The sequence below is a fragment of the Exilispira thermophila genome, from assembly GCF_055389015.1.
Genome location: NZ_AP042476.1, coordinates 2,608,895 through 2,630,444, shown reverse-complemented (window position 1 = coordinate 2,630,444; position 21,550 = coordinate 2,608,895). Strand labels below are relative to the sequence as shown.

Below are 21,550 nucleotides of genomic sequence, written 5' to 3'. Positions count from 1 at the left end.
AACAATTAACCAAATAATAAAAAAAGGGATGATTGCTCATCCCTTTTTTCAGCTTCTACTATTTGTTAGTAGTCATTATGATACTTAAATCTTTAAATAATTAAAAAAATTAATTTTTAATAACTTTTTGTTTCTATAATTTTATTATCGTTTAACTATATTATTATCAATTATCAATATCTTTTTATCATAATCTGTAACTTTACTTTATTATTTATCTTTTCATTCTTACAATCAATGGTCTGTAATCATAATTAGTTCCATCAATATTTTTTAATGTATAACCTACTGCATAATAATAATCTCCAACAGCAACAACCCTTGATAATAAAGATGCATCATAATTACTATCTAATTCAGAATCTGAAAATATAATTGTTTTTCTGGCCCCTGTAGTATCAAGAACTGTCAAAGACCCTTTTTGATCAATATCCCAGCTCTGTGTTCTTAACTGATAACCGGGTATAACCATATTATGATTATCAGGGTCATAATATATAAAAGTCCCACTTTCATCATTTATATCTGTAGGAGGTTCTGAAGATTCATCAAATGATAAGTTATTATCATAATTTGATAAATCTGTATATATTTTTGAAACCAAAGTATATCTATTATTTCCTTGTGCTTTTTGATAACCTGTCATATAGAAATTACCATAATAATCATTATAGCATAAACCCAATCCCTGTGCCAAATTACTTACTTCAATTTTGTTCAAATCTGACAATCCAGCTTTATCAAATTGAAAAATAGTTGCATAATTATTACCATCATTATATGCATCAAATAAAGAAGCAACATAAATATAACCATTATACAATATTATTCCATTTCCAGCATCATCTCCAGCATTTGTTTCTATATGAATTTGTTCAGCTGAAGTTACTGGTGCTCTTTCAACAAATATATCATTATCACCTGAATTATTGTAAACTCCTGTTAAATAAATATCCGGTTCTCCAGCTGGATCAACAACCATATCTCTTATTTCATAATCTGGATATACCTTACTATTTAAATTATCAACCATATTTAAATTATCATCTAATCTGAACAAATAACTAACATTATCGTAAAGGTCAGTAAAAGCCATATAAACATAGCCACTTTCATATTCTACAAGCACTGGAGCAATAATAGTTGAAGGATCCATTCCATCATCATTAAATACATCAGTCTCGTATTTAGCTATAATAGAGCCATTGTTTGGACTAACTTTGTAAATAAAACACCTGTGTTGATATTGTGCTGTAACATAAAAACCAGCCATATATAAAAAACTACCATCAGTTGCAACATCTGTAATCTTTCCTTGAAAATAACTAACATCTGGATTTGAAAGAAGCATATATTCATAATCATAACCATTATAATTTTTAGGATTCCAGCCTACACCATTCCAGATAAAATCATCACCAAAAGTAAAATTAACAACAATTTTTCCTTCAGTCTCAAACTTGATTTGTACAGGAATATCTGTAGGACCACCAGTTGCAGGATCAAAGTAAGCATAATAATCACCACTATCTAACACTTCATTACCATTTACATCAATATAAACCAATAAAGCAAAAGGGTTCAATTCTGATTGCTCAAAATCAAAACTAAAATCCATTGTTCTATTAGTGGAAAAATCATATCTCATATTATCTTCAGGAGAAGGATTTACATCATAAGGATCAATATAAACATAAAAATGCATTTCATATCCAGGTTCAACACTTCCATTATAATACACTGTGCCTTCAATACGATAACCCGAATAATTATCATTACTGCCTGTTCCAAAGATTCTACTTAAAATAGTACATCCTGATAAAATAGGTATAAGGAAAATAAATAAGACAACTAAATAAAATAATTTTTTCTTATCCATATTATCCCCCAAATTCAAAAAATTAATATTAATATAAAAAAACAATGTTTGAACACAAGACTTAAATTACAGTATTTTATAAACAACTTTGTTTGTTTATTAATTATTATTAATACAATTACACTAAATTTCAATTATTTTTTTTATTTTTTTGACAATTTAGATTTTATCATAATCTTTTTTGTGTTTTTATCATTTTTAATTTATCAAATTAGGGTTAAATACTAAAATATGTTACATTTTATAAATAAACTGACAATGTCTTTATACCTTTACCTAAATTTGATGTATATATTCAATTTATCAATCATACAACATTTTTTGGAATATACTTTAAAAAAAATAAAAAAGATATAATAATTTTTCTCATTTTAAATTTTACTTTTTGTTTTCAATTCAATGTTGAATTTTGTTTCTAAATTAAACATGATTTTTTTATTTTTTCACCTATTAATAATTTTCTATAATCGAATATTGATTATAATTTTTTCTCTAATTTATAATTAACCAGATTTTTTAAGAAATTTCATCTAGATTAAATGGTTTTTAAACTAAATGTAAGATTGGATTAATTGTTTTATTGTGTTTTATTATATTATTTGTATAATCCGACATATAAATAATCTTATGGTGGGTTGAATCTTTTTAAGATATTCAAAAAGTATCTTTTTTTTCTTTAGTTGTAAAATAAGATTCAAAAATTTTCGATTAAATTTCTTTAGTTATCTTAATGTCTTTATCAATTATAGAAAGCATTAAATATTTTCCTGGTTTAATACCCAAATGTCGATGAATATTAGTTTCATTAATTTCAACATTATATGTTTTTATAATTATCTTGCCACTATTAGGTATTGCATCACAACTATTTACACAAGGTTAATGATAACCTGTTCCATTTTATTTAGAACTACTTTGGTATTTGTTAATTTATTATCTTAGAAAAGTTCCAATTTGATATTTTTACTTATAATTTTTTTTAACATTTTAATAATATTATTTATAAATATATTAAGATCAATTATATTTGGATCAAGATATTGTTTTCTACTAAATGCTAAAAGCTGTTTTGTAAGTTCTACACCCCACTTTCCAGCTCCAATAATAGGAAATTAGAATTAATTTAATATTTAATTTCATAACTCGGTAGAATCCAATCATTTAATATTTCCATTCTTTATTATATTTTGGTGAATACTCAAGTATTAATAAAATTTCCATTAAAGAAGCTAATTTTTTATCTTTTTCTTCAAATGATATAAAAGAAAAAACAAAATTGTTTTTAATGAAATCTGCAGATTCCTCTCTTAAATTAAGATTTTGTTCTTCAGCAAGCCTTTTTCTAAATACACTTTTTGTATAATTAATTGCCAAATGTTGCTTTATAATTCTTTGATATAGACCTTTTTCCCCAAATGCTCTACCAACATATAAAATTTCATCATTTATTTTTGATCTCCATAAATATACACCTATTTTTTTGGGAACAACATTTTTATCGACAAGTTTAGGATCATGTTTTTTCGATTTTACTAGTTTTTCTGAATATTTTAAAACATCATTGAATAATTTTTTAGTTTTCTCAAACATATCAATCCCCATAATTAATTATTTAAACTATTTAATTATTTTTTTATATTATAATTTTCTTTTATAACTTTAATGTCTTTATAATCAATAATTTTTTGTTCTAATTTTTAAAATATTACTTAAAAAAAACACATGCATTTCTACTAAACCAATATACAACAATTTTATATATAACATTAGCTAATTTATTTCCAACCAGAAATTTTTTTCTTTTTTAATTGAAACTATAATAATTATTGATAATAAAAACAGGGAAAATAATTGAGAAAATTCACTTATGTTTAAAATCAACCCAGTATAATTTATCATAAAATGATATAGAATTGCAGCAAGAATCCTTTTATTAGTTTTATAATACAACCAGGTTAGAATAAAAGTATTGCAAAATAATCCACCTACATATATAAATGTTCCAAATGAATAAAAAACTTTAGTATTTTGGTATGTACCATTGATAAAAAATAAAGGGATATGCCATAAAGCCCATATAAAAGCTAAAATTAAACTTGCTTTTAATCTGTTAAATTTAGTAGTTAATAAATCTAATCCTATTCCTCTCCATCCTAATTCTTCTGGAATAGGTCCAAATATCAAAGTGAAAATTATAAAAGAAATTATACCAGATATAGAGTTTGAACTATTGGAGAAACCAATAAATTGATAATTTCTACTTTCAAAAATTGATGTTACCATAATTGATAAAATATAAACTACAGGGGGAAGAAAAAATATTATTAAATAATACTTTATTTTAATAGCTTTAAAATTTAATACTCTTTTCCAGTAATCCTTTTTTAAATCATTAAGCTCATTATTTTTGTATAACATTATTAATGCAGCTACAGTTGGTCCAATACCACCAAGAGCAATAAATAAATTTACTAAAAAATCTCCTTGTTTTTGTTTGCTAATAACTGCTATAAACCATGGAATCCATGTAATTAAAAAAGTCAATCCAAAAAACTTTACAATCAAAGACTCTTTTTTTCCTAATTTCATAATTATTCCCTGTTACAAGTTAATTTTTTTTCATACTAATTTTAATTTCTAATCTAATTTTTTTTAAATTCCAATATATTATAAATAATGTTCTAATTTAAAATAAAATATATAAATGTACTTTTATTTGAATTATTAAGTAAAAGAAAGAATGCACCATTTTCAATTCTTAATCAATTTATAAATATCTTGTTCAATAAAAACAACTCATTTCTTTTTCAAAATCTAATATACTAACAATTTTTGTTTCATGAATATAATATACTCAAAATAGTTTTAAATTTTATGAACAAGAACTTTACTTTTGAAAAAAAGCTATTTGTAAAAAAAATATCAACATTCTTTATTTCTACCATGAAGAAAATAATGCCAGCTACTTTTATTGTCAAATATATCTTCTATATGACGTAACCTTATAATATCAAACTCTTTAAACAATTCTTTTACACTATTTAAATCAAAATAAAAATGTGGTACCCCTTTTTCTGGTTCTTCAGTTTTAACAATGGTGTTTTCATCAATTTTTGGATAATTTTTATTTTTGTATGATGGACTATTCTTAGAACATAGTGTAACAAAAAATTCACCTCCTTTTTTTAATACTCTTTTAATTTCACTAATAATAATTTTGATTCCTTCTGTATCTGTATGTGAAATTACATGATAAGCTAATATACAATCAAAAGTATTATTTTTATAAGGTAGTTTATTAATATCTCCTACAACAGTTTTTATATTAAGTCCTAATTCTTTAGTTTTTTTATTCAGAAAATTAATTCCATCTTGTGATAAATCCAAACTATAAGTATCAAATCCATTTTCTGCAAATAATATTGAATGCCTTCCAATACCGCACCCTAAATCTAAAAATTTTTTAAAATCTTTTTTCTTCCATCTAGCAAGATAGTAATAAACATCTTCAGAAGGTTCACTCCAACAATTCTCATTCACAATCTTCCAATTCCATTCTTTTGATTTAACCATAAACCCCCTCCAAAAAGTAATATATTTCTTACTTTATCTTGTTTTTTCTTTCAAACATATTAAATTTCTAAGTTTATTTTAAAACACTTTTTGAAAAAATAAAAAAGATAGAGGAATTTTTATCAACAATTTACTATTGTTTTATTCCTCTATCTTTTTTTTAATATTTATTTTTTATTAAATTAAATATATTTTGTTTTATTTTTTATTAAATATATTTTATTTAGATTATAAAAATATTCTTTAATTTCTAAATTTTTTTTAATCTATTGTAGCATATATATTTTTTATTTTTTCTACCATTTCATAGGTATATTCATGTATTTTAATCCTTTTTCTTTCACCTGTTTTTCTTATTTTTATTTCTATCTCACCCTCTTTATAAGTTTTATCAGAAATTATTACCTGTAAAGGAATGCCAATAAGATCAGCATCATTGAATTTTACCCCAGGTGATTCTTTTCTATCATCAATTATGCAATCAAATCCTTCTTTTCTTAATTCATCATATAGGTCAAAAGCAAATTTAAAAACTTCTTCTTTTTTAGTTAAAGGTAAGATATGAATATCCATTGGTGCAACAGATTTTGGCCATATCATACCAAATTTATCATGAGATTCTTCAATTATTGCTGCTGCAAGCCTTCCAACACCTATTCCGTATGAACACATTAAAGGTGTAATCTTTTTACCATTCTCATCTAATACCTGGATATTATAAGCTTTAGTATACTTATCTCCAAGTTGAAAAATATTACCAATTTCAATACCTCTTGTTACTTTTAAAGGTTTTCCACATTTTGGACATTTTTCTCCCTGTTCAACTTGATAAATTTCAACAACCTCACCTTTATTTAAATCCCTTTTAAAATTAAAATTTTTATAATGATAATTTTCTTTATTTGCACCAACTACAAGGTTGTTAGAAGTTAAAATAGAAGTATCAACTATAATTCTTAATTTATCATTATCATTAATTGAAAGTGGAGATGCATAACCTGCTACTGCACCAATTTTTTTAATCTCTTCATCCTCTGCAAACCTTAAATATTTTGTTTTTAAATAGTTTTTAAGTTTTGTCTCATTTACCTGTTTATCTCCTCTTATCAATACAAAAATAATGTTGTCATTATCATCAGCATAAAAAACAGCTTTACCAGTCTTGTATAATGGTACATTTAAAAATTCTGCAACTTCTTCTATGGTTTTCTTTCCAGGTGTTTCAATTAATTCTAAAGGTTTTTCCTCTTCCAGATATTGATCAAGATTTGAGGTTGCTACTTCTCTATTGGCTCTATATCCACATGATTTGCATAAAATCAGAGTATCCTCTCCAGATTCTGTAACAAGCATAAATTCATGTGCAATTCGTCCTCCCATCATCCCGGTATCGGATTTAACATCAATAAATTTTTTTAAACCAACCCTTTTAAAAACATTATTATATGCATTAAAAACCTTATAATAGTATTTATCAAGATCTTCCCAATTGAGATGAAATGAATAAGCATCTTTCATTGTGAATTCTCTAACTCTTATCAAACCACCTCTTGCTCTTGGTTCATCCCTAAATTTCAATTGGAATTGATAAACCATAAAAGGGAATTGCTTATATGAAAAAAGTTCAGATTTAGCTAAAAAGGCAACTGATTCTTCATGAGTCATAGCAAGAACATAATCATGGTCATTTCTATCTTTAAATCTTAATAATTCATCACCAATTGTTTGATATCGTCCTGTTTGTTCCCACATCTCTTTAGGATTAACATATGGCATTAGCATCTCCTGGCCATCTATAGCATCCATCTCTTCCCTGATTATTTGAGTAATTTTTTGCATTACCTTATAACCTAAAGGCATATAGGAAAAAATTCCAGCTGCATTCTGTCTTATAAATCCACCTCTTAACATCAACTTATGTGAGATAAGCTGTGCATCTTTAGGATCTTCTCTTAATCTATTTCCAAATAATTTTGATAATTTCATATATTTCCTCCAAACCTAAAATTAATATTCAAATATTAAACTATTATTAAAAAACTTACTATTAATGGATAAACTAAAGAAAAAAAACAATTAAAATAATTGGAATTATAGTTTAATAACCTAATCAATAACAATATTAATTTATATTAATATTCATTTAAATTAAATTTAAATTAATATTTAATTTAAAATTAAAGTTTTTCTATTTTTTCTTTTAATTTATTTATTTTTAATTCAAGTTCATTTTTTCTTTCTTTTTGCTTTTCTATTGCCTCTTTTTTAGCCTTCTCCAAAAATTGTTTATTTGATAGCTTTTTATTAACTTTTTCAAGTTCTCCTTCAAGTTTCTTTAGTTGTTTTTCAATTCTCTTTTTCTCTTCCTCTAAATCAACAATACCTTCAACAATAATATATATTTCAGCTATTTTTGTAACTTTTGTTGCAAATTTTTTACTCGGGCTTTCTTTTACTGGAATAATATCTTTAATTCCTGCTAAAATTTTGATTTGTTCTTTAAATTCATCTAAAATTTTACTATTTTGTTCCATTTTAATATAAACATCAATATCTTTCCTATTTAAAATATTTAATTCTGATTTTAAATTTCTAATTCCAGTTATAATTTCCTGAATTGACTGAAAATCATTAAAAACATTTTCAAAAATAAGTTTTTCATTATATTCAGGATAATCCTCAATAACTATAGAAGATTTTTTGTGATTAAGCGTCTGATAAATTTCTTCAGTTAAAAATGGCATAAAAGGATGTAACATTTTTATTATATTCATAATTAAAAAATAAAGAGTTTTTTTCTTATTTAGCTTTTCTTTCTCACTTCCTTTAAATAATGTAACTTTTGCAAGCTCAATATACCAATCACAAAAATCATGCCAGATAAATTGATATAAATTGTATGATATATATTGAAATTTGTACCTTTCAAAATCATTTTCAATTGTTTTTATAAGTTTCATTAATTTTGTTAGGATCCATTTATCAACAATATCAAAATTTGTGGTTTCAAAATCAGAATTTATAATTTCAGGATCAATGTCTTTAATAAATTGATAAGAAAATCTAAATACATTCCAGATCTTATTGGCAAAATTTCTTCCCATTTCAAATTTAACGGGATCTAAATTAATATCCTGTCCTTCAGTTGATAAATATGCAAGAGTGAATCTAACAGCATCAGCTCCATATTTTTCAACCATTTCTAATGGGTCAATACCATTACCAAGGGATTTTGACATTTTTCTACCATATTTGTCTCTAATTAATCCCGTAAGGTAAATATTTTTAAATGGGATTTCTCCCTTAAATTCAAGACCAGCTATCACCATTCTAATAATCCAGAAAAACAAAATGTCATAACCGGAAACAAGAACATCTGTTGGGTAAAAATATTTTAATTCTTCAGTATCTTCAGGCCATCCTAATGTTGAAATTGGCCATAACCAGGAAGAAAACCAGGTGTCTAGAACATCTTCATCCTGTTTAATATTCGAACTACCACAATAAGGACATTTTTCAGGTTTATCAACAGAAACAAACTCTTTTCCGCAATCTTTACAATAATAAACTGGTATTCTGTGTCCCCACCATAGTTGTCTTGAAATACACCAATCCCTGATATTTTCTAACCATTCAAAATACATTTTTTTCCATCTTGGTGGAAATATTTTAATTTTATCTTCTTTTACAACTTCAATTGCTTTTTTTGCTAATGGTTTCATTTTAACAAACCATTGGTCTGATAAATATGGTTCAATTGTTGTATCGCATCTAGAACAATGACCAACAGAATGTTGATGTTTTTCTATTTTTAAAAGTAGACCATTTTTTTCAAGGTCATTTATTATTATTTCCCTTGCTTCATACCTATCTAACCCTTGATATTTAGAAGGGGTATTTTCATTCATTTTCCCTTTTGAATCAATTACTACAACCTGTTCTAAATTATGCCTTTTCCCAACTTCAAAATCGTTAGGATCATGAGCTGGTGTAATTTTAACAGCACCTGTACCAAATTTTTTATCAACATAACTATCTGCTATAATTTCAATCTCTTTATTCATTATTGGTAAAATAACCTTTTTACCAATAATATTTTTATACCTTTCATCTTCAGGATTAACAGCAACTGCTGTATCTCCAAGCATTGTTTCAGGTCTTGTAGTAGCAACGATTATTCCATCAATTTCACCAAATCCTTCAATTTTTATCTTACTACCATCAGAAAATTTGTATTTTATATACCAGAGTTTCCCTTCTTCATCTTTATTCACAACTTCCTCATTTGAAAGTGCTGTATGACATCTTGGACACCAGTTAACAATATACTTGCCTTTATATATTAAACCCTTATTATAAAGATTAACAAATGCAGTCATAACAGATTTATACATATCTGGATCAAGTGTAAATTTTTCTCTTGACCAATCTGCTGAACCACCGAGTTTTCTTTTTTGTTTTGAAATAACATCTCTATGCTCTTCTACAAGTTTCCATACTTCTTTTAAGAATTTTTCTCTTCCTAAATCTTCCCTTTTTATCCCTTTTTTAAGAAGTTTTTTTTCAACAACATTTTGAGTTGCAATACCAGCATGATCTTTTCCAGGTTGCCATAAAGCATTAAAACCTTTCATCCTTTTGTATCTAATCAATATATCCTGTATAGTATCCTGTAAAGCATGCCCCATATGTAAAACACCAGTAACATTAGGTGGTGGCATCATTATAGCATATGGGATTTTTTTATTATCTATTTCAACTTTAAAAAGATTATTTTTCTCCCAAAAATTATACCATTTAGATTCAAATTTTTCAGGTTCATATCTTTTAGATAATTCTTCTGTTTTTTTTGACATATTTATATCCTTATCCCATATTTTTAGATTGTTTGTAAAATTAAGGAATTTTGATTTTTTTTCAAGTACTAATATTTTGTTAACAATAAAATTAAAATTATTGAGATATTAAAAAAATAAAGAATTAATTATATCCTAATTAAAATTTCTCTCCTTAGTACAGTTATGTATTCATTAAAATTAATCTTTTATAACATTAAAGGAAATATATTATTTTTATCTTTTTTGCCTTTGGCAACTGTAATTCAGTCGAGAAACATGCTATAAATAAAAGTGTGTAAAAGAGAGAATAAGTTTGCTTAAAGCAAATAAATAAAAAATATTGCCTCCCGATGAAAAAAATATGTACAAAAAAACAAACCATCAGGAGGCAAAAAAATGAACAATTTAGGTAAAGAATTAGCTAAATTTTTAGAAAGTCAAGGGGTTTTAGAAGATTTTATTAAAAATCCTGACAAAACAAAAGAATTAATGTTATCAATATTGAAATATGGATATGAAAGTTTAATGGTAAATGAAATAGATACTGTTTTAGGTTATAAAAAATATGATAGAGAAACAGAAAAAGAAAATTACAGAAATGGTAAAAGGTACAGAGATTTAGACACAAGTCATGGAAAAATTATTAACTTAGAAGTACCAAGAGCAAGGAATGGGTTTTATCCTGCAATATTGGAAAGATATAAGAGAAGGCTTGAAAATATAGATGATACAATAATAAAATTGTATGCAAAAGGATTATCTACAGAAGATATATCAGAACATATAAAAGATATATATGGGATGAAGTACAGTAAAGAAACGATATCTAATATAACAGAGAAAGTAAAAAAAGATATAGAAGGATTTAAAAACAGGAAATTAGAAGAAAGTTATTATGTAATATTTATAGATGCAATGCATGTAAACATAAGGAGGGATACAGTATCTAAAGAAGCAATCTATTTTTTATTAGGAGTAAATGTAAAAGGGAAAAGAGAGATATTAGGGTTTTACATAAATCCAACAGAGAGTGCAAGTTTTTACAATGAAATATTTGAAGATATAAAGGCAAGAGGAGTAAAAAAGGTATTGTTGTTTGTAACAGATGGTTTAAGGGGTATAGAAGAAGTAATAAGCAACAATTTCCCTAAATCAAAAATACAAAGATGTATATATCATTTAAGCAGGAACATATCAACAAGAGTAAGGGTAAGAGATAGAGGAGAAATATTATTAGACTTTAAAAAGGTTTACAGTCAAAATAGGAAGGAAGAAGCACTAGTTTATTTTGAACAATTTAAAATAAAATGGGGAAGGAAGTATAAGAAGTTAGTTAATGATTTAGAAGAAGTATTGGATTATATGTTAACATTTTATGAATTTCCGGAAAGTATAAGGAGACAGATCTATACGACAAACTGGATAGAGAGATTAAATGAAGAAGTAAGGAAAAGAATAAAAGGTAAGAATAGTTTTCCAACAGTTGAATCAGCAGAGAAACTTTTATTTTTAATATTAAAAGATTATGAAAATAGATGGGAAGAAAGAATATTAAGGGGGTTTGGTCAGGCAAAATATGAGCTTGACTTAATGCTAAAAAAAATTTATGGTTAATGTCAATATTTTCATCGGGAGGCGAAATTAGTTATAATTCTAGAATTATAACTAATTTACACATTTTTATTGACATAACCTCGAGACATTTTAATTAGGATATATATATTGTTTTTATTTATTTAATTAAATATAATAATTTCAATTTTTATTATTAACTTCACTAACCACGATTTATTTTTATATTTTTAGTCTTTGGCAACTGACATCCACTCGAAAAATTATAATAAGGATAGACATATAAATTAAGCTTATTAAATCAAATATAACAATTTCAATTTTATTATTATCTGCACCAACCACGGAAATAAATTTTTTCATTTCTGCAACTTTTTTGAATATTTTCTTGTCTATATATAATAAAAGACAAAAAAATTATATAATGGAATAATTAAAAAGAATAATAAATGGAGATATATTTTATGAAAGAACTATATCATAATTTTATTAAACATCCACACGATACTTTCTTTAAAATCGTTTTTAAAAATATTAATAATGCTAAAGACTTTATTAATATCATTTTACCTGATAATATCAAAAAATATATTAACATCAATAACTTAAAAATTGTTGACTCTTCTTACATTACAAAAGAATTTAAAAATAGATTCGCTGACCTTGTTTTTGAAACCAATCTAATTAACTCCAAACATAATATTAACATATACTTCCTTTTTGAACATAAATCTTATAAAGATAATGCTATCTTTATTCAACTATTACGATATATGTTGGTTAAATGGGAACATGATTTTCAAAATAACAAAGATTTATCTTTAATATTACCTGTTGTATTTTATCATGGTAAAAGTAAATGGGATATTGATACAGAATTTATAAATAATTTTAAAATAGATAAAGAGATTAAAAATAATTTTAAAAACTATTTATTAAATTTTAAATATTTATTTTTTAATGATAGTAAGAATAAATTAAGTTATAAAGTGATGAATTATAATAGATACTTGAAATTAGCCCTAGATGTATTAAAATATAAAGCAGAAGAAGATATGAAATTAATATCCAGGATACTTGAAGAATTAGCTAAAGAGATAGAGAATAGAGATATAAAAAATGTATTTTATGTATATATATTGTCAATATTGAAAAGTGAAGATAGAGAAATGGTGATAAAAAAACTTGAAGAGAAGGAGAGCAAGATGCCATCAATTTTAGAATCATTGATAAAAGAAGGTGAAATAAAAGGGAAAACAAAAGGATTAAAAGAAGGAACACTAAAAGGACAAATACTTGATAAACAACAGGTTTTAATTAAACAGATAGAATTAAAATTTGGAATAACCAATGATGAAAAGCAAGTTATATTAAATTGTTTTGATAGAGATAAGCTTGAGAGGGGAATTGAAAAAATTCTTTTTGTTAATAATAAAATTGAAATTATTGAGATATTTAAAAAATAAAGAATAGATTCTATCATTATTAAAATTTTTCTCATTAGGTCAGTTATGTAATTCTTTTAGTTTAACCTTTTTAAACATTAATAAAAAATAAAAAATATTATCTCTTTAGTCTTTAGCAACTGACATCCACTCGAAAAATTATAATAAGGATAGACATATTAATTTTAATTATTTGATCAAATATAATAATTTCTAATTTTATTATTAACTTCACAAACCACGGAAAAAAGTTATTCTTTTTAGCCTTTGGCAACTGTAATCCATTCAAAAAATTTCAATTAGTATAGATAGCAAACTTAATTTTATTTAATTAAATGCAATAATTTCAATTTTTATTATTAACTGCACTAGCCACGAAATATTTATATCACTTTAGTCTTTAGCAACTGACATCCACTCGAAAAATTATAATAAGGATAGACATATAAATTTAACTTGTTTAATCAAATATAACAATTTCAAATTTTATTATTAACTGCACCTGCTACATTATAGTTTTATCTCTTTAGTCTTTGAGAATTACAAAACTTCAACTTAAAATTTATAAAGATAGATTAATTCTCCCTTTAATGCTGGTTTTTTAGAACCTTCTAATTCAATTATTACATTAAATTGAACTTTTGTTAAATCTCTTATTTGTTTAACATCATGTATTTCAGTTTTTATTCTTATTTTACCATTAACAGGTACTGGTTCCATGAATTTTATATTTTGAACACCATAATTAATTGCCTGTTTATAATTTCTTACATCAAGAACCTGTGTAATTAAATATGGAATTAATGAAAGAGTAAGATATCCATGAGCAATTGTTTTTCCAAATGGAGATTCCTTTGCAGCACGCTCAGGATCACAATGGATCCACTGATGGTCATTTGTAGCATCAGCAAAATTATTAATTCTATCCTGATCAATTATCATATATGGAGAAGGGTGAATCTCTTTTTTTTTATATTTTTCAAAATCTTCAGCATTTGATATAATCAGTTTTTCCATTTTCTCCTCCTTGTTGAAAAAGTAAATATCTCAATATAAAAAATGCAAGTAAAATCAGAAATAAAATTATTCAAAATATATTGAAAAATCATTAAACCATTAGAAAATTCAATTTTTGATTGACTATTAAAATAATACATATATTATTTTACATATTAGTTAAACTAAAATTAAATATAATTTTTTTTAGGAGCACAAACATGAAATTCCCACAACTTAAAATAGGTAATTTAATTGCAAAAGTTCCAATTATTCAGGGAGGTATGGGAGTTGGGATATCACTTTCAGGACTATCTTCAGCAGTTGCAAATGAAGGTGGAATTGGCGTTATATCAGCTGCAATGATAGGATTTCTTGAAAAAGATATTATGACTAATTTTTTAGAAGCAAACATTAGAGCTTTAAAAAATGAAATCAGGAGAGCAAAAGAGCTTACTAAAGGTATAATTGGTGTCAATGTAATGGTTGCTTTAACCAATTATGCAGATATGGTTATTACATCTATTAAAGAAAAAGCTGATATAATTTTTGCTGGTGCAGGATTACCATTAGATCTTCCAAAATATCTTATTGATGGTGCTAAAACAAAACTTGTACCAATAGTATCTTCTGCAAAGGCAGCAAAAATTATCTGTATGAGGTGGTTACAGAGATATAATTATTTACCTGATGCATTTGTTGTTGAAGGACCACTTGCAGGTGGACATCTTGGATTTAAACCAGACCAGATAAAAGACCCTTCTTTTTCCTTACCAATCCTTGTTAAACAGGTAATCGAATCTGTTAAACCATTTATTGAAAAATATAAAAAAAATATCCCAGTTATTGCAGCTGGAGGTATTTATTCTAAAAATGATATCAAAAAATTTATTGATTTAGGTGCAGCTGGAGTTCAAATGGGTACACGATTTGTTGCAACAGAAGAGTGTGATGCAGATATAGAATTTAAGAAAAAATATATTGAATCCAAAGCTAAAGATATAAAGATTATTAAAAGTCCAGTTGGATTACCTGGAAGAGCAATTGAGAATACTTTTTTACAAGATGTAGAAAAAGGAATCAAAAAACCTTTTTCCTGTCCTTATCACTGTATAAAAACATGTAATTTTAAAGAATCACCTTATTGTATTGCTACCGCTCTTGCAAATGCACAAAAAGGTAATTTTTCATATGGATTTGCTTTTGCTGGAGCTAATGCATATAAAGTTAACAAAATTGTTACTGTAAAAGAACTAATAAAAGAGTTAACTGAATGATATAAAGTATTTACTTTCCAATTATATTTTCATAAATCTCTTTTGTAAATTTTTCAATATTTTCATCATTTAACTCTTCTGGTGGATACATTGCTTCTTTAATATATAAATTAACTTTTTTTCTTTTAAAAAATACTTTTGAAGGTGTATCTGGCCAATCGATAAATACTGGAATAACCGGGATTTTATATTTTATCGATAAATAAGCTGTCCCTTTTTTTGGTCGAATTTTTGATGCATCTTTATTTTTTGTTCTTGTTCCCTGAGGGAACATAGCAATTACCCCTTTACTATTAAAAACTGCTTCTACTTCTTTAAGTGTTGAAGCTCTCATAATGTTTCTATCAACAGGAAATCCACCCCCATCTCGTAAAATTGAACCAATAATTTTGTTTTTAAACAATTCTTTTTTAGCCATATACTTTATAGGAACAGGTAGAAAGGCTACCCCTACCATTAAAGGGTCCCAATTGGAATAATGGTTTGATGCTATAATAAAAGGGCCATCTTTTAAAATATTTTCCCTATTATTTATTTTTAAACGAAATAATATTTTATAAATTATTGGAACAATAATTTTCCCTATTTTAAATATTATACCTGGTTTTTTCACTTTTATCTCCTACTCATTGATCCCTATAATATTTTGAATAATAGAACCTTCTATCTATATTATATTTGCATTTACCTGTTTTTTCAAAATGTTTTAATGCTTCTATTGTAAGGTCAACAAGTTTTTCTTTTGCTTCATTTGTATATGCTCCTATATGGGGGGTAAAAAGAGTTTTTTCTTTTAATGTAAAAATTCTATCTTTAAATAAAGGTTCCTCAGGAAAAACATCAGATGAATAAAATCCAAGCTTATTATTTTTTAATAAATCATAAATATCATCTAAATTTACAACTTCACCTCTTGCAGTATTAATGATAAACAGATTTTTATTAAATCCTTTAAGGAATTCTTTATCAATCATTTTATCTGTTTCATCCCATAATGGAACATGCAAAGATATTAAATCAATCCTTGATTTAAGATTAAAATCAATTTCTTTTATGTTTTTATATTTTAAAAAATGAATATTTTTATTATTATTTACATAAAAATCAGTATTACTTTTTTCTTTATTATTACTAATACCATTATTGGTATGATTATTATTACTATTATTATTTTCTATACTATTTTCTAATGTTTTATCATAATATGGATCAAAAACATAAATATTTGCACCAAGTATAGATAAGATTGATGCTACCCTTTTTCCAACTCTTCCATAACCAATTAAAAGAACATTTTTCCCATTTAATTCTATATTAAAAGGATAATTGTTTCTCCATTTACCAAGCCTTATAGAATTGTCAAAATAAATTATTTTTTTCAATGATGCTAAAATTAATGAAATTGTATGCTCAGCAGCTGAAATTTCATTTGCTTCTGGAATATTTTGAAACAGGATGTTTTTTTTGAAACAATATCTAAAATCTATATTTTCAAATCCGGAACCACTTCTTATAAATAACTTTGCACTTCCAAAAAGGTCAATTAATTCTTTATCTATTATCAATTTAGTTCTAAATATAACTACATCAATATTTTTAAAAAAATCCTTATTTTCAAATTCTTTTTGCACCTCTTTTTTAATATATGAAAGGATTTGAAGTTTTTCATTATGACTTAAATTTTTATAATTATATATTGTTTTATAAGATTTAAAAAAAGAAGTTAAATCATAAACATTATAATTTAAAGTTTTGCTTTTTTGAATAAATTTTTCTGGCAAACTTTCAAGAAGAGCTATTTTCATATATTACATGTCTTATATATCTTATATTTTATAATATATTTTATAATATTATTTTTTTAATAACATTATTTTTTATAATATAATTTTGTTTTAAAGCTATTTTTAATTAAATTATTTATTCTAATTTCTAATTTTATTTTTTATTTTATTTCTATAATCATCTTAATTTAATTATTTGAATTTATATCATTATTATGTTAAGTTTCCTTATTTTGTTTAATATTACTATTATTTTTAGATCCCTTATTTTGTTTATTATCACTTTTCTTTTTAGTTATCTTATTTGCTTTTGATTTATCCTCTTTTTTAGCTTTACTTTTAGTCTTCTTTTTTTTCTTTAATGGTAAGTTTTCAAAAGCTTTATCTAAAAGCTCATCAGTAGAAGAAACAAAATCAACATTAATTGTTTTCAATATATCTTTAGGAATCTTTTTTAAGATAGATTTATTTGAAGCTGGAATTAAAACATTAGTTATTCTTTCCCTTGAAGCAGCAGCTAATTTTTCAATTAATCCACCTACAGCTAGTACTTTTCCAGATAATGTAATCTCACCAGTCATAGCAAGATCTTTTTTACACGATATTTTTGTTAAAGCAGAAATTACTGCAGTTAAAATTGTAACACCTGCAGAAGGTCCATCTTTTGGTACAGCTCCCTCAGGAAAATGGATATGTATATCAAGTTTTTCATGAAATTTTTCAGGTATATCAAATTTTGACGAATATTTTCTTGCTAAAGTCAAAGCTATTTTAACAGACTCTTTCATAACATCACCCAACTGCCCTGTTAAAATAACCTGACCATTTCCTGGAAGTAACAAAACTTCAATTGGGAGAATATCACCTCCAAAATATGTCCAGGCAAGCCCCATTACAAGACCTACATCATTTTCATATTTTTTGTAATCTTTTGGAATAAGTTCTGGACCTAAAAAATTTTCAACATCATTTTTAGATATTTTAACTTTTTTATCTATACTAATTTTATCTATATCAATATCTTTATTTAAATTATTATTTCCTTTTAAATTGTTTTCTTCTTTACCTTTTTTTAATTCTTTATCTTTTGCTTCTAAATTCTTTTTTTTATCTTCTTTTAATTCTTTATTTTTTGTCTCTATACTCTTTTCTTTATCTTTTAAAATATTAACTGCTATTTTTCTAAGTATTGTTCCTATTTTCCTCTCAAGTTCCCTGACACCTGGTTCAAGTGTATACTCAGAAATGATATGTTCAATAGCCTGTTTTGTAAAACAAATATTATAATTTGAAAGTCCATTTTCCTTTATCTGTTTAGGAATAAGATATTTTGTTGCAATATTTAACTTATCATTTATAGAATATGAATTTAACTCAATTATTTCCATTCTGTCCAATAAAGGTAAAGGGATATTCCATTTAGAATTAGCTGTTGTGATAAATAAAACTTTAGAAAGATCAAAAGGTAAATTAATATAATGATCAACAAAATTAGAATTCTGTTGAGGATCAAGGACTTCTAATAGTGCTGATGCTGGATCTCCAGAAAAACTACTACTCATTTTATCTATCTCATCAAGAATAAAAACAGGATCCATTACTTTAACTCTTTTCATAGCAGAAATAATTTTACCAGGCATTGCACCAACATAAGTTCTTCTATGCCCTCTAATTTCTGATTCATCTTTTACACCACCTAAAGAGATTCTTACATATTCTCTTTTTAAACTTTGTGCAATTGAGATACCTAAAGAAGTTTTTCCAGTACCGGGTGGACCAACTAAACATAAAATTGGACCTTTTAAATCTTTATTTAAACTCTTTATAGCAATATATTCTAAAATTCTCTCTTTTACCTCTTTTAATCCATAATGATTCTTTTCAAGTATTTCTTCAGCTTGAGTAATGCTAACCTTTTTTGAACTATAAACTCCCCATGGTAAAGAAGTTAACCAATCAAGATAATTTCTAATAACAACTGATTCCTGCATATATTTTGGCATTTTTTTAAGATGTTTTACTTCATCTTTAATTTTGTTTATAACTTCTTCTGGAGGATTCTTACCTTCAAGTTTTTTAAGATAAAAGCTCAACTCATCATCAGTGTTTCCTAATTGTTTTTCAATGAGATTTAGTTTTTCCCTTAATATTGCCTGTTTTCTTTCTTTTTCAAATTTATCTCTTAACTCTGTTTCTATTTGTTTTTCAATTTTAATAGATTCAATATAAGAAAAAAGGTATTCCTGAAACTTTTTAACCTGTAAAGCAATTGATTCTAAATTAAGAATTTCAAATTTATCTGTTAAAGGTGCTCTAACAATATTAAGCCCTTTACCAATAACTTCAAAAGGATCATTTGTATTAGGGAATAGCAATTCAATAGGAATGTTGTTAAAATGTTTTTTTGTTATATCAAAATAATCACGAATTGAATTGACAATCATACTTAAATCAGATTCTTTAACATCTTCCTCTATTATAGGGAAATAAGTTGCATCTACCAATATAGGGTTGTTTTTACTTAATACTTTATTAAGTTTATATCTCTGTCCTATTATTAATTCAACTTCAGTTACATTATCTTTAAAATCATTTTCTATCCCTTTTTCTACAATTTTTGCTTTAAAAAGGATATTAAAAATCTTAGGAAAATTTTTATTAAAATTAAGGTGAAGAATATCATCAACTGTAATATCAGGAATTGCAATAAAAACTTCATTTTTATATTTTTTTTTAGAAATAGCTAGTGAATATTTAGAAAAATTATCATATAATTTTATTCTAAATTTATTTTTTGAAAAAGGGATAACCTGAGTGGATAAAATAACAGGTAAAACATTACCTCTATTACCCAGCTTATTTAATATATTTTCTTTTATACTCATGCACCCTTATCCATAACATCTTGTTTATATTCTATAATTGGAGACTTTCCATTTAAAATCATCTCTTTAGTAACAATAACTTTTTTAATATTATCATTGTCAGGAATATCAAACATTACATCTAATAATTTAGATTCAATAATTGACCTTAAACCTCTTGCACCTAAACCTTTTTGAACAGAAATTTTAGCAACAGCTTCTAAAGCATCATCTTCAAAAACTATCTCTTTATTTTCAAGCTCAAATAATCTTTTGTATTGTTTTACAACAGAATTTTTAGGTTCTTTCAAGATTTTAACAAGATCTTTTTCAGATAACTCATCTAAGACTGTTATTACTGGCATTCTACCAACAAGTTCAGGTATAAGTCCATATTTAACTAAATCTTCAGAAGATACATTTTTCAAAATATACTGGTGTTCTTTTTTTGACTTAATATCAGCTTGAAACCCTATAGCTGATTTTCTAATCCTCTGTTCAATAATTCTATCAAGTCCTACAAAAGCACCACCTAAAATAAAAAGTATGTTTTTTGTATCAATTTTCAGCATTTGTTGATATGGATGTTTTCTTCCACCTTGAGGAGGTACATTAGCAATTGTACCTTCTATTATTTTAAGAAGTGCTTGCTGAACACCTTCTCCTGAAACATCTCTTGTAATTGATGGATTTTCACTTTTCCTGGATATCTTATCAATTTCATCAATGTAAATAATCCCTTTTTCAGCCCTTTTAATATCATTATTCGCATTTTGAATTAATCTTAAAAGAATATTTTCAACATCTTCCCCAACATATCCAGCTTCTGTTAATGTTGTTGCATCAGCTATTGCAAATGGAACATTTAAAAATTTTGCCAGAGTTTCAGCAAGCAATGTTTTTCCACTACCTGTTGGACCAATAAATAAAACATTTGATTTTTGAATTTCAACATCATTCTTTTTACTATTTTCATTATGTATAATTCTTTTATAATGATTGTAAACTGCTACAGATAAAACCTTTTTTGCTACTTCCTGTCCAATTACATATTGATCAAGATATTTTTTAATTTCACTTGGTTTTGATAATTTGATTTTAGACTGTTTTTTTGAAACAGATTCACCGGTTATTATAAAGCTATATAAAAAATCGACACACTCATTGCAAATTGCAGCGCCATTTTTTCCAACAAATATTTCTTCAACTTCGTTACTTGATTTACCACAAAATGAACAATGCTTAATAGTTTCTTTTTTTTGAGTCATTTTACTCCCTTTTGATTTTGGTTAAAATAAGTTTGAGTATATTTTATCAATTAA

The 21,550-nt window shown here is 25.3% G+C and carries 14 protein-coding genes; 3 read left to right on the top strand and 11 right to left on the bottom strand.

Annotated elements, in window-relative coordinates; genetic code table 11:
* Positions 1–214: 214 nt before the first annotated feature.
* From ACZ5EC_RS11130 to ACZ5EC_RS11105, 6 genes are all read right to left on the bottom strand, one after another.
* Positions 215–1,879: a hypothetical protein gene (locus ACZ5EC_RS11130; RefSeq protein ID WP_464302553.1), complete on the bottom strand. Its 1,665-nt coding sequence runs from the start codon at positions 1,877–1,879 to the stop codon at positions 215–217.
* A gap of 1,161 nt (positions 1,880–3,040) precedes the next feature.
* A complete protein-coding gene (locus ACZ5EC_RS11125) occupies positions 3,041–3,469 on the bottom strand; it encodes a GIY-YIG nuclease family protein (RefSeq protein ID WP_464302552.1) in 429 nt (142 codons plus the stop codon).
* Between the two features lie 180 nt (positions 3,470–3,649).
* Positions 3,650–4,468 carry a CPBP family glutamic-type intramembrane protease gene (locus ACZ5EC_RS11120; RefSeq protein WP_464302551.1) on the bottom strand — a complete coding sequence of 273 codons (819 nt, stop codon included), beginning with the start codon at positions 4,466–4,468 and terminating at the stop codon, positions 3,650–3,652.
* 333 nt (positions 4,469–4,801) lie between these two features.
* Positions 4,802–5,452 carry a class I SAM-dependent methyltransferase gene (locus tag ACZ5EC_RS11115; RefSeq protein ID WP_464302550.1) on the bottom strand — a complete coding sequence of 217 codons (651 nt, stop codon included), beginning with the start codon at positions 5,450–5,452 and terminating at the stop codon, positions 4,802–4,804.
* Positions 5,453–5,713: 261 nt separating this feature from the next.
* Entirely contained in the window at positions 5,714–7,438 is a 1,725-nt protein-coding gene (locus tag ACZ5EC_RS11110) for a proline--tRNA ligase (protein WP_464302549.1), read from the bottom strand.
* A 191-nt stretch (positions 7,439–7,629) separates the two neighbouring features.
* On the bottom strand, positions 7,630–10,308 hold the full coding sequence (locus ACZ5EC_RS11105) for a valine--tRNA ligase (RefSeq protein WP_464302548.1): 2,679 nt from the start codon (positions 10,306–10,308) through the stop codon (positions 7,630–7,632).
* Positions 10,309–10,686: 378 nt separating this feature from the next.
* Here ACZ5EC_RS11105 and ACZ5EC_RS11100 point away from each other — a divergent pair, with 378 nt between their 5' ends.
* Positions 10,687–11,904 (top strand): IS256 family transposase, encoded by a 1,218-nt coding sequence (locus tag ACZ5EC_RS11100; RefSeq protein WP_464302547.1) that lies wholly within the window; start codon positions 10,687–10,689, stop codon positions 11,902–11,904.
* 422 nt (positions 11,905–12,326) lie between these two features.
* On the top strand, positions 12,327–13,328 hold the full coding sequence (locus ACZ5EC_RS11095; RefSeq protein WP_464302546.1) for an Rpn family recombination-promoting nuclease/putative transposase: 1,002 nt from the start codon (positions 12,327–12,329) through the stop codon (positions 13,326–13,328).
* A gap of 534 nt (positions 13,329–13,862) precedes the next feature.
* On the opposite strand, the gene ACZ5EC_RS11090 is transcribed toward ACZ5EC_RS11095, so the two are convergent.
* Entirely contained in the window at positions 13,863–14,324 is a 462-nt protein-coding gene (locus tag ACZ5EC_RS11090) for a MaoC family dehydratase (RefSeq protein WP_464302545.1), read from the bottom strand.
* 200 nt (positions 14,325–14,524) lie between these two features.
* Here ACZ5EC_RS11090 and ACZ5EC_RS11085 point away from each other — a divergent pair, with 200 nt between their 5' ends.
* Positions 14,525–15,580: an NAD(P)H-dependent flavin oxidoreductase gene (locus ACZ5EC_RS11085; protein WP_464302544.1), complete on the top strand. Its 1,056-nt coding sequence runs from the start codon at positions 14,525–14,527 to the stop codon at positions 15,578–15,580.
* Positions 15,581–15,590: 10 nt separating this feature from the next.
* Here ACZ5EC_RS11085 and ACZ5EC_RS11080 read toward each other — a convergent pair whose 3' ends face one another.
* From ACZ5EC_RS11080 to clpX, 4 genes are all read right to left on the bottom strand, one after another.
* On the bottom strand, positions 15,591–16,193 hold the full coding sequence (locus ACZ5EC_RS11080) for a lysophospholipid acyltransferase family protein (RefSeq protein ID WP_464302543.1): 603 nt from the start codon (positions 16,191–16,193) through the stop codon (positions 15,591–15,593).
* Between the two features lie 13 nt (positions 16,194–16,206).
* Positions 16,207–17,385, bottom strand: a complete 1,179-nt coding sequence (locus ACZ5EC_RS11075) for an NAD(P)-dependent oxidoreductase (protein ID WP_464302542.1) — start codon at positions 17,383–17,385, stop codon at positions 16,207–16,209.
* A gap of 197 nt (positions 17,386–17,582) precedes the next feature.
* Entirely contained in the window at positions 17,583–20,249 is a 2,667-nt protein-coding gene (gene lon / locus ACZ5EC_RS11070) for an endopeptidase La (protein ID WP_464302541.1), read from the bottom strand.
* Positions 20,246–21,496, bottom strand: a complete 1,251-nt coding sequence (gene clpX, locus ACZ5EC_RS11065) for an ATP-dependent Clp protease ATP-binding subunit ClpX (RefSeq protein WP_464302540.1) — start codon at positions 21,494–21,496, stop codon at positions 20,246–20,248. The genes lon and clpX overlap by 4 nt, the downstream gene beginning before the upstream one ends.
* Between the last annotated feature and the right edge of the window lie 54 nt (positions 21,497–21,550).

Bases quoted from the DNA above. Each gene is read 5' to 3' on its own strand.
- ACZ5EC_RS11090 (WP_464302545.1), bottom strand. From the start codon at position 14,324: ATGGAAAAACTGATTATATCAAATGCTGAAGATTTTGAAAAATATAAA.
- lon (WP_464302541.1), bottom strand. From the start codon at position 20,249: ATGAGTATAAAAGAAAATATATTAAATAAGCTGGGTAATAGAGGTAAT.
- ACZ5EC_RS11125 (WP_464302552.1), bottom strand. From the start codon at position 3,469: ATGTTTGAGAAAACTAAAAAATTATTCAATGATGTTTTAAAATATTCA.
- ACZ5EC_RS11100 (WP_464302547.1), top strand. From the start codon at position 10,687: ATGAACAATTTAGGTAAAGAATTAGCTAAATTTTTAGAAAGTCAAGGG.
- ACZ5EC_RS11115 (WP_464302550.1), bottom strand. From the start codon at position 5,452: ATGGTTAAATCAAAAGAATGGAATTGGAAGATTGTGAATGAGAATTGT.
- clpX (WP_464302540.1), bottom strand. From the start codon at position 21,496: ATGACTCAAAAAAAAGAAACTATTAAGCATTGTTCATTTTGTGGTAAA.
- ACZ5EC_RS11105 (WP_464302548.1), bottom strand. From the start codon at position 10,308: ATGTCAAAAAAAACAGAAGAATTATCTAAAAGATATGAACCTGAAAAA.
- ACZ5EC_RS11130 (WP_464302553.1), bottom strand. From the start codon at position 1,879: ATGGATAAGAAAAAATTATTTTATTTAGTTGTCTTATTTATTTTCCTT.
- ACZ5EC_RS11120 (WP_464302551.1), bottom strand. From the start codon at position 4,468: ATGAAATTAGGAAAAAAAGAGTCTTTGATTGTAAAGTTTTTTGGATTG.
- ACZ5EC_RS11085 (WP_464302544.1), top strand. From the start codon at position 14,525: ATGAAATTCCCACAACTTAAAATAGGTAATTTAATTGCAAAAGTTCCA.
- ACZ5EC_RS11095 (WP_464302546.1), top strand. From the start codon at position 12,327: ATGAAAGAACTATATCATAATTTTATTAAACATCCACACGATACTTTC.
- ACZ5EC_RS11075 (WP_464302542.1), bottom strand. From the start codon at position 17,385: ATGAAAATAGCTCTTCTTGAAAGTTTGCCAGAAAAATTTATTCAAAAA.
- ACZ5EC_RS11110 (WP_464302549.1), bottom strand. From the start codon at position 7,438: ATGAAATTATCAAAATTATTTGGAAATAGATTAAGAGAAGATCCTAAA.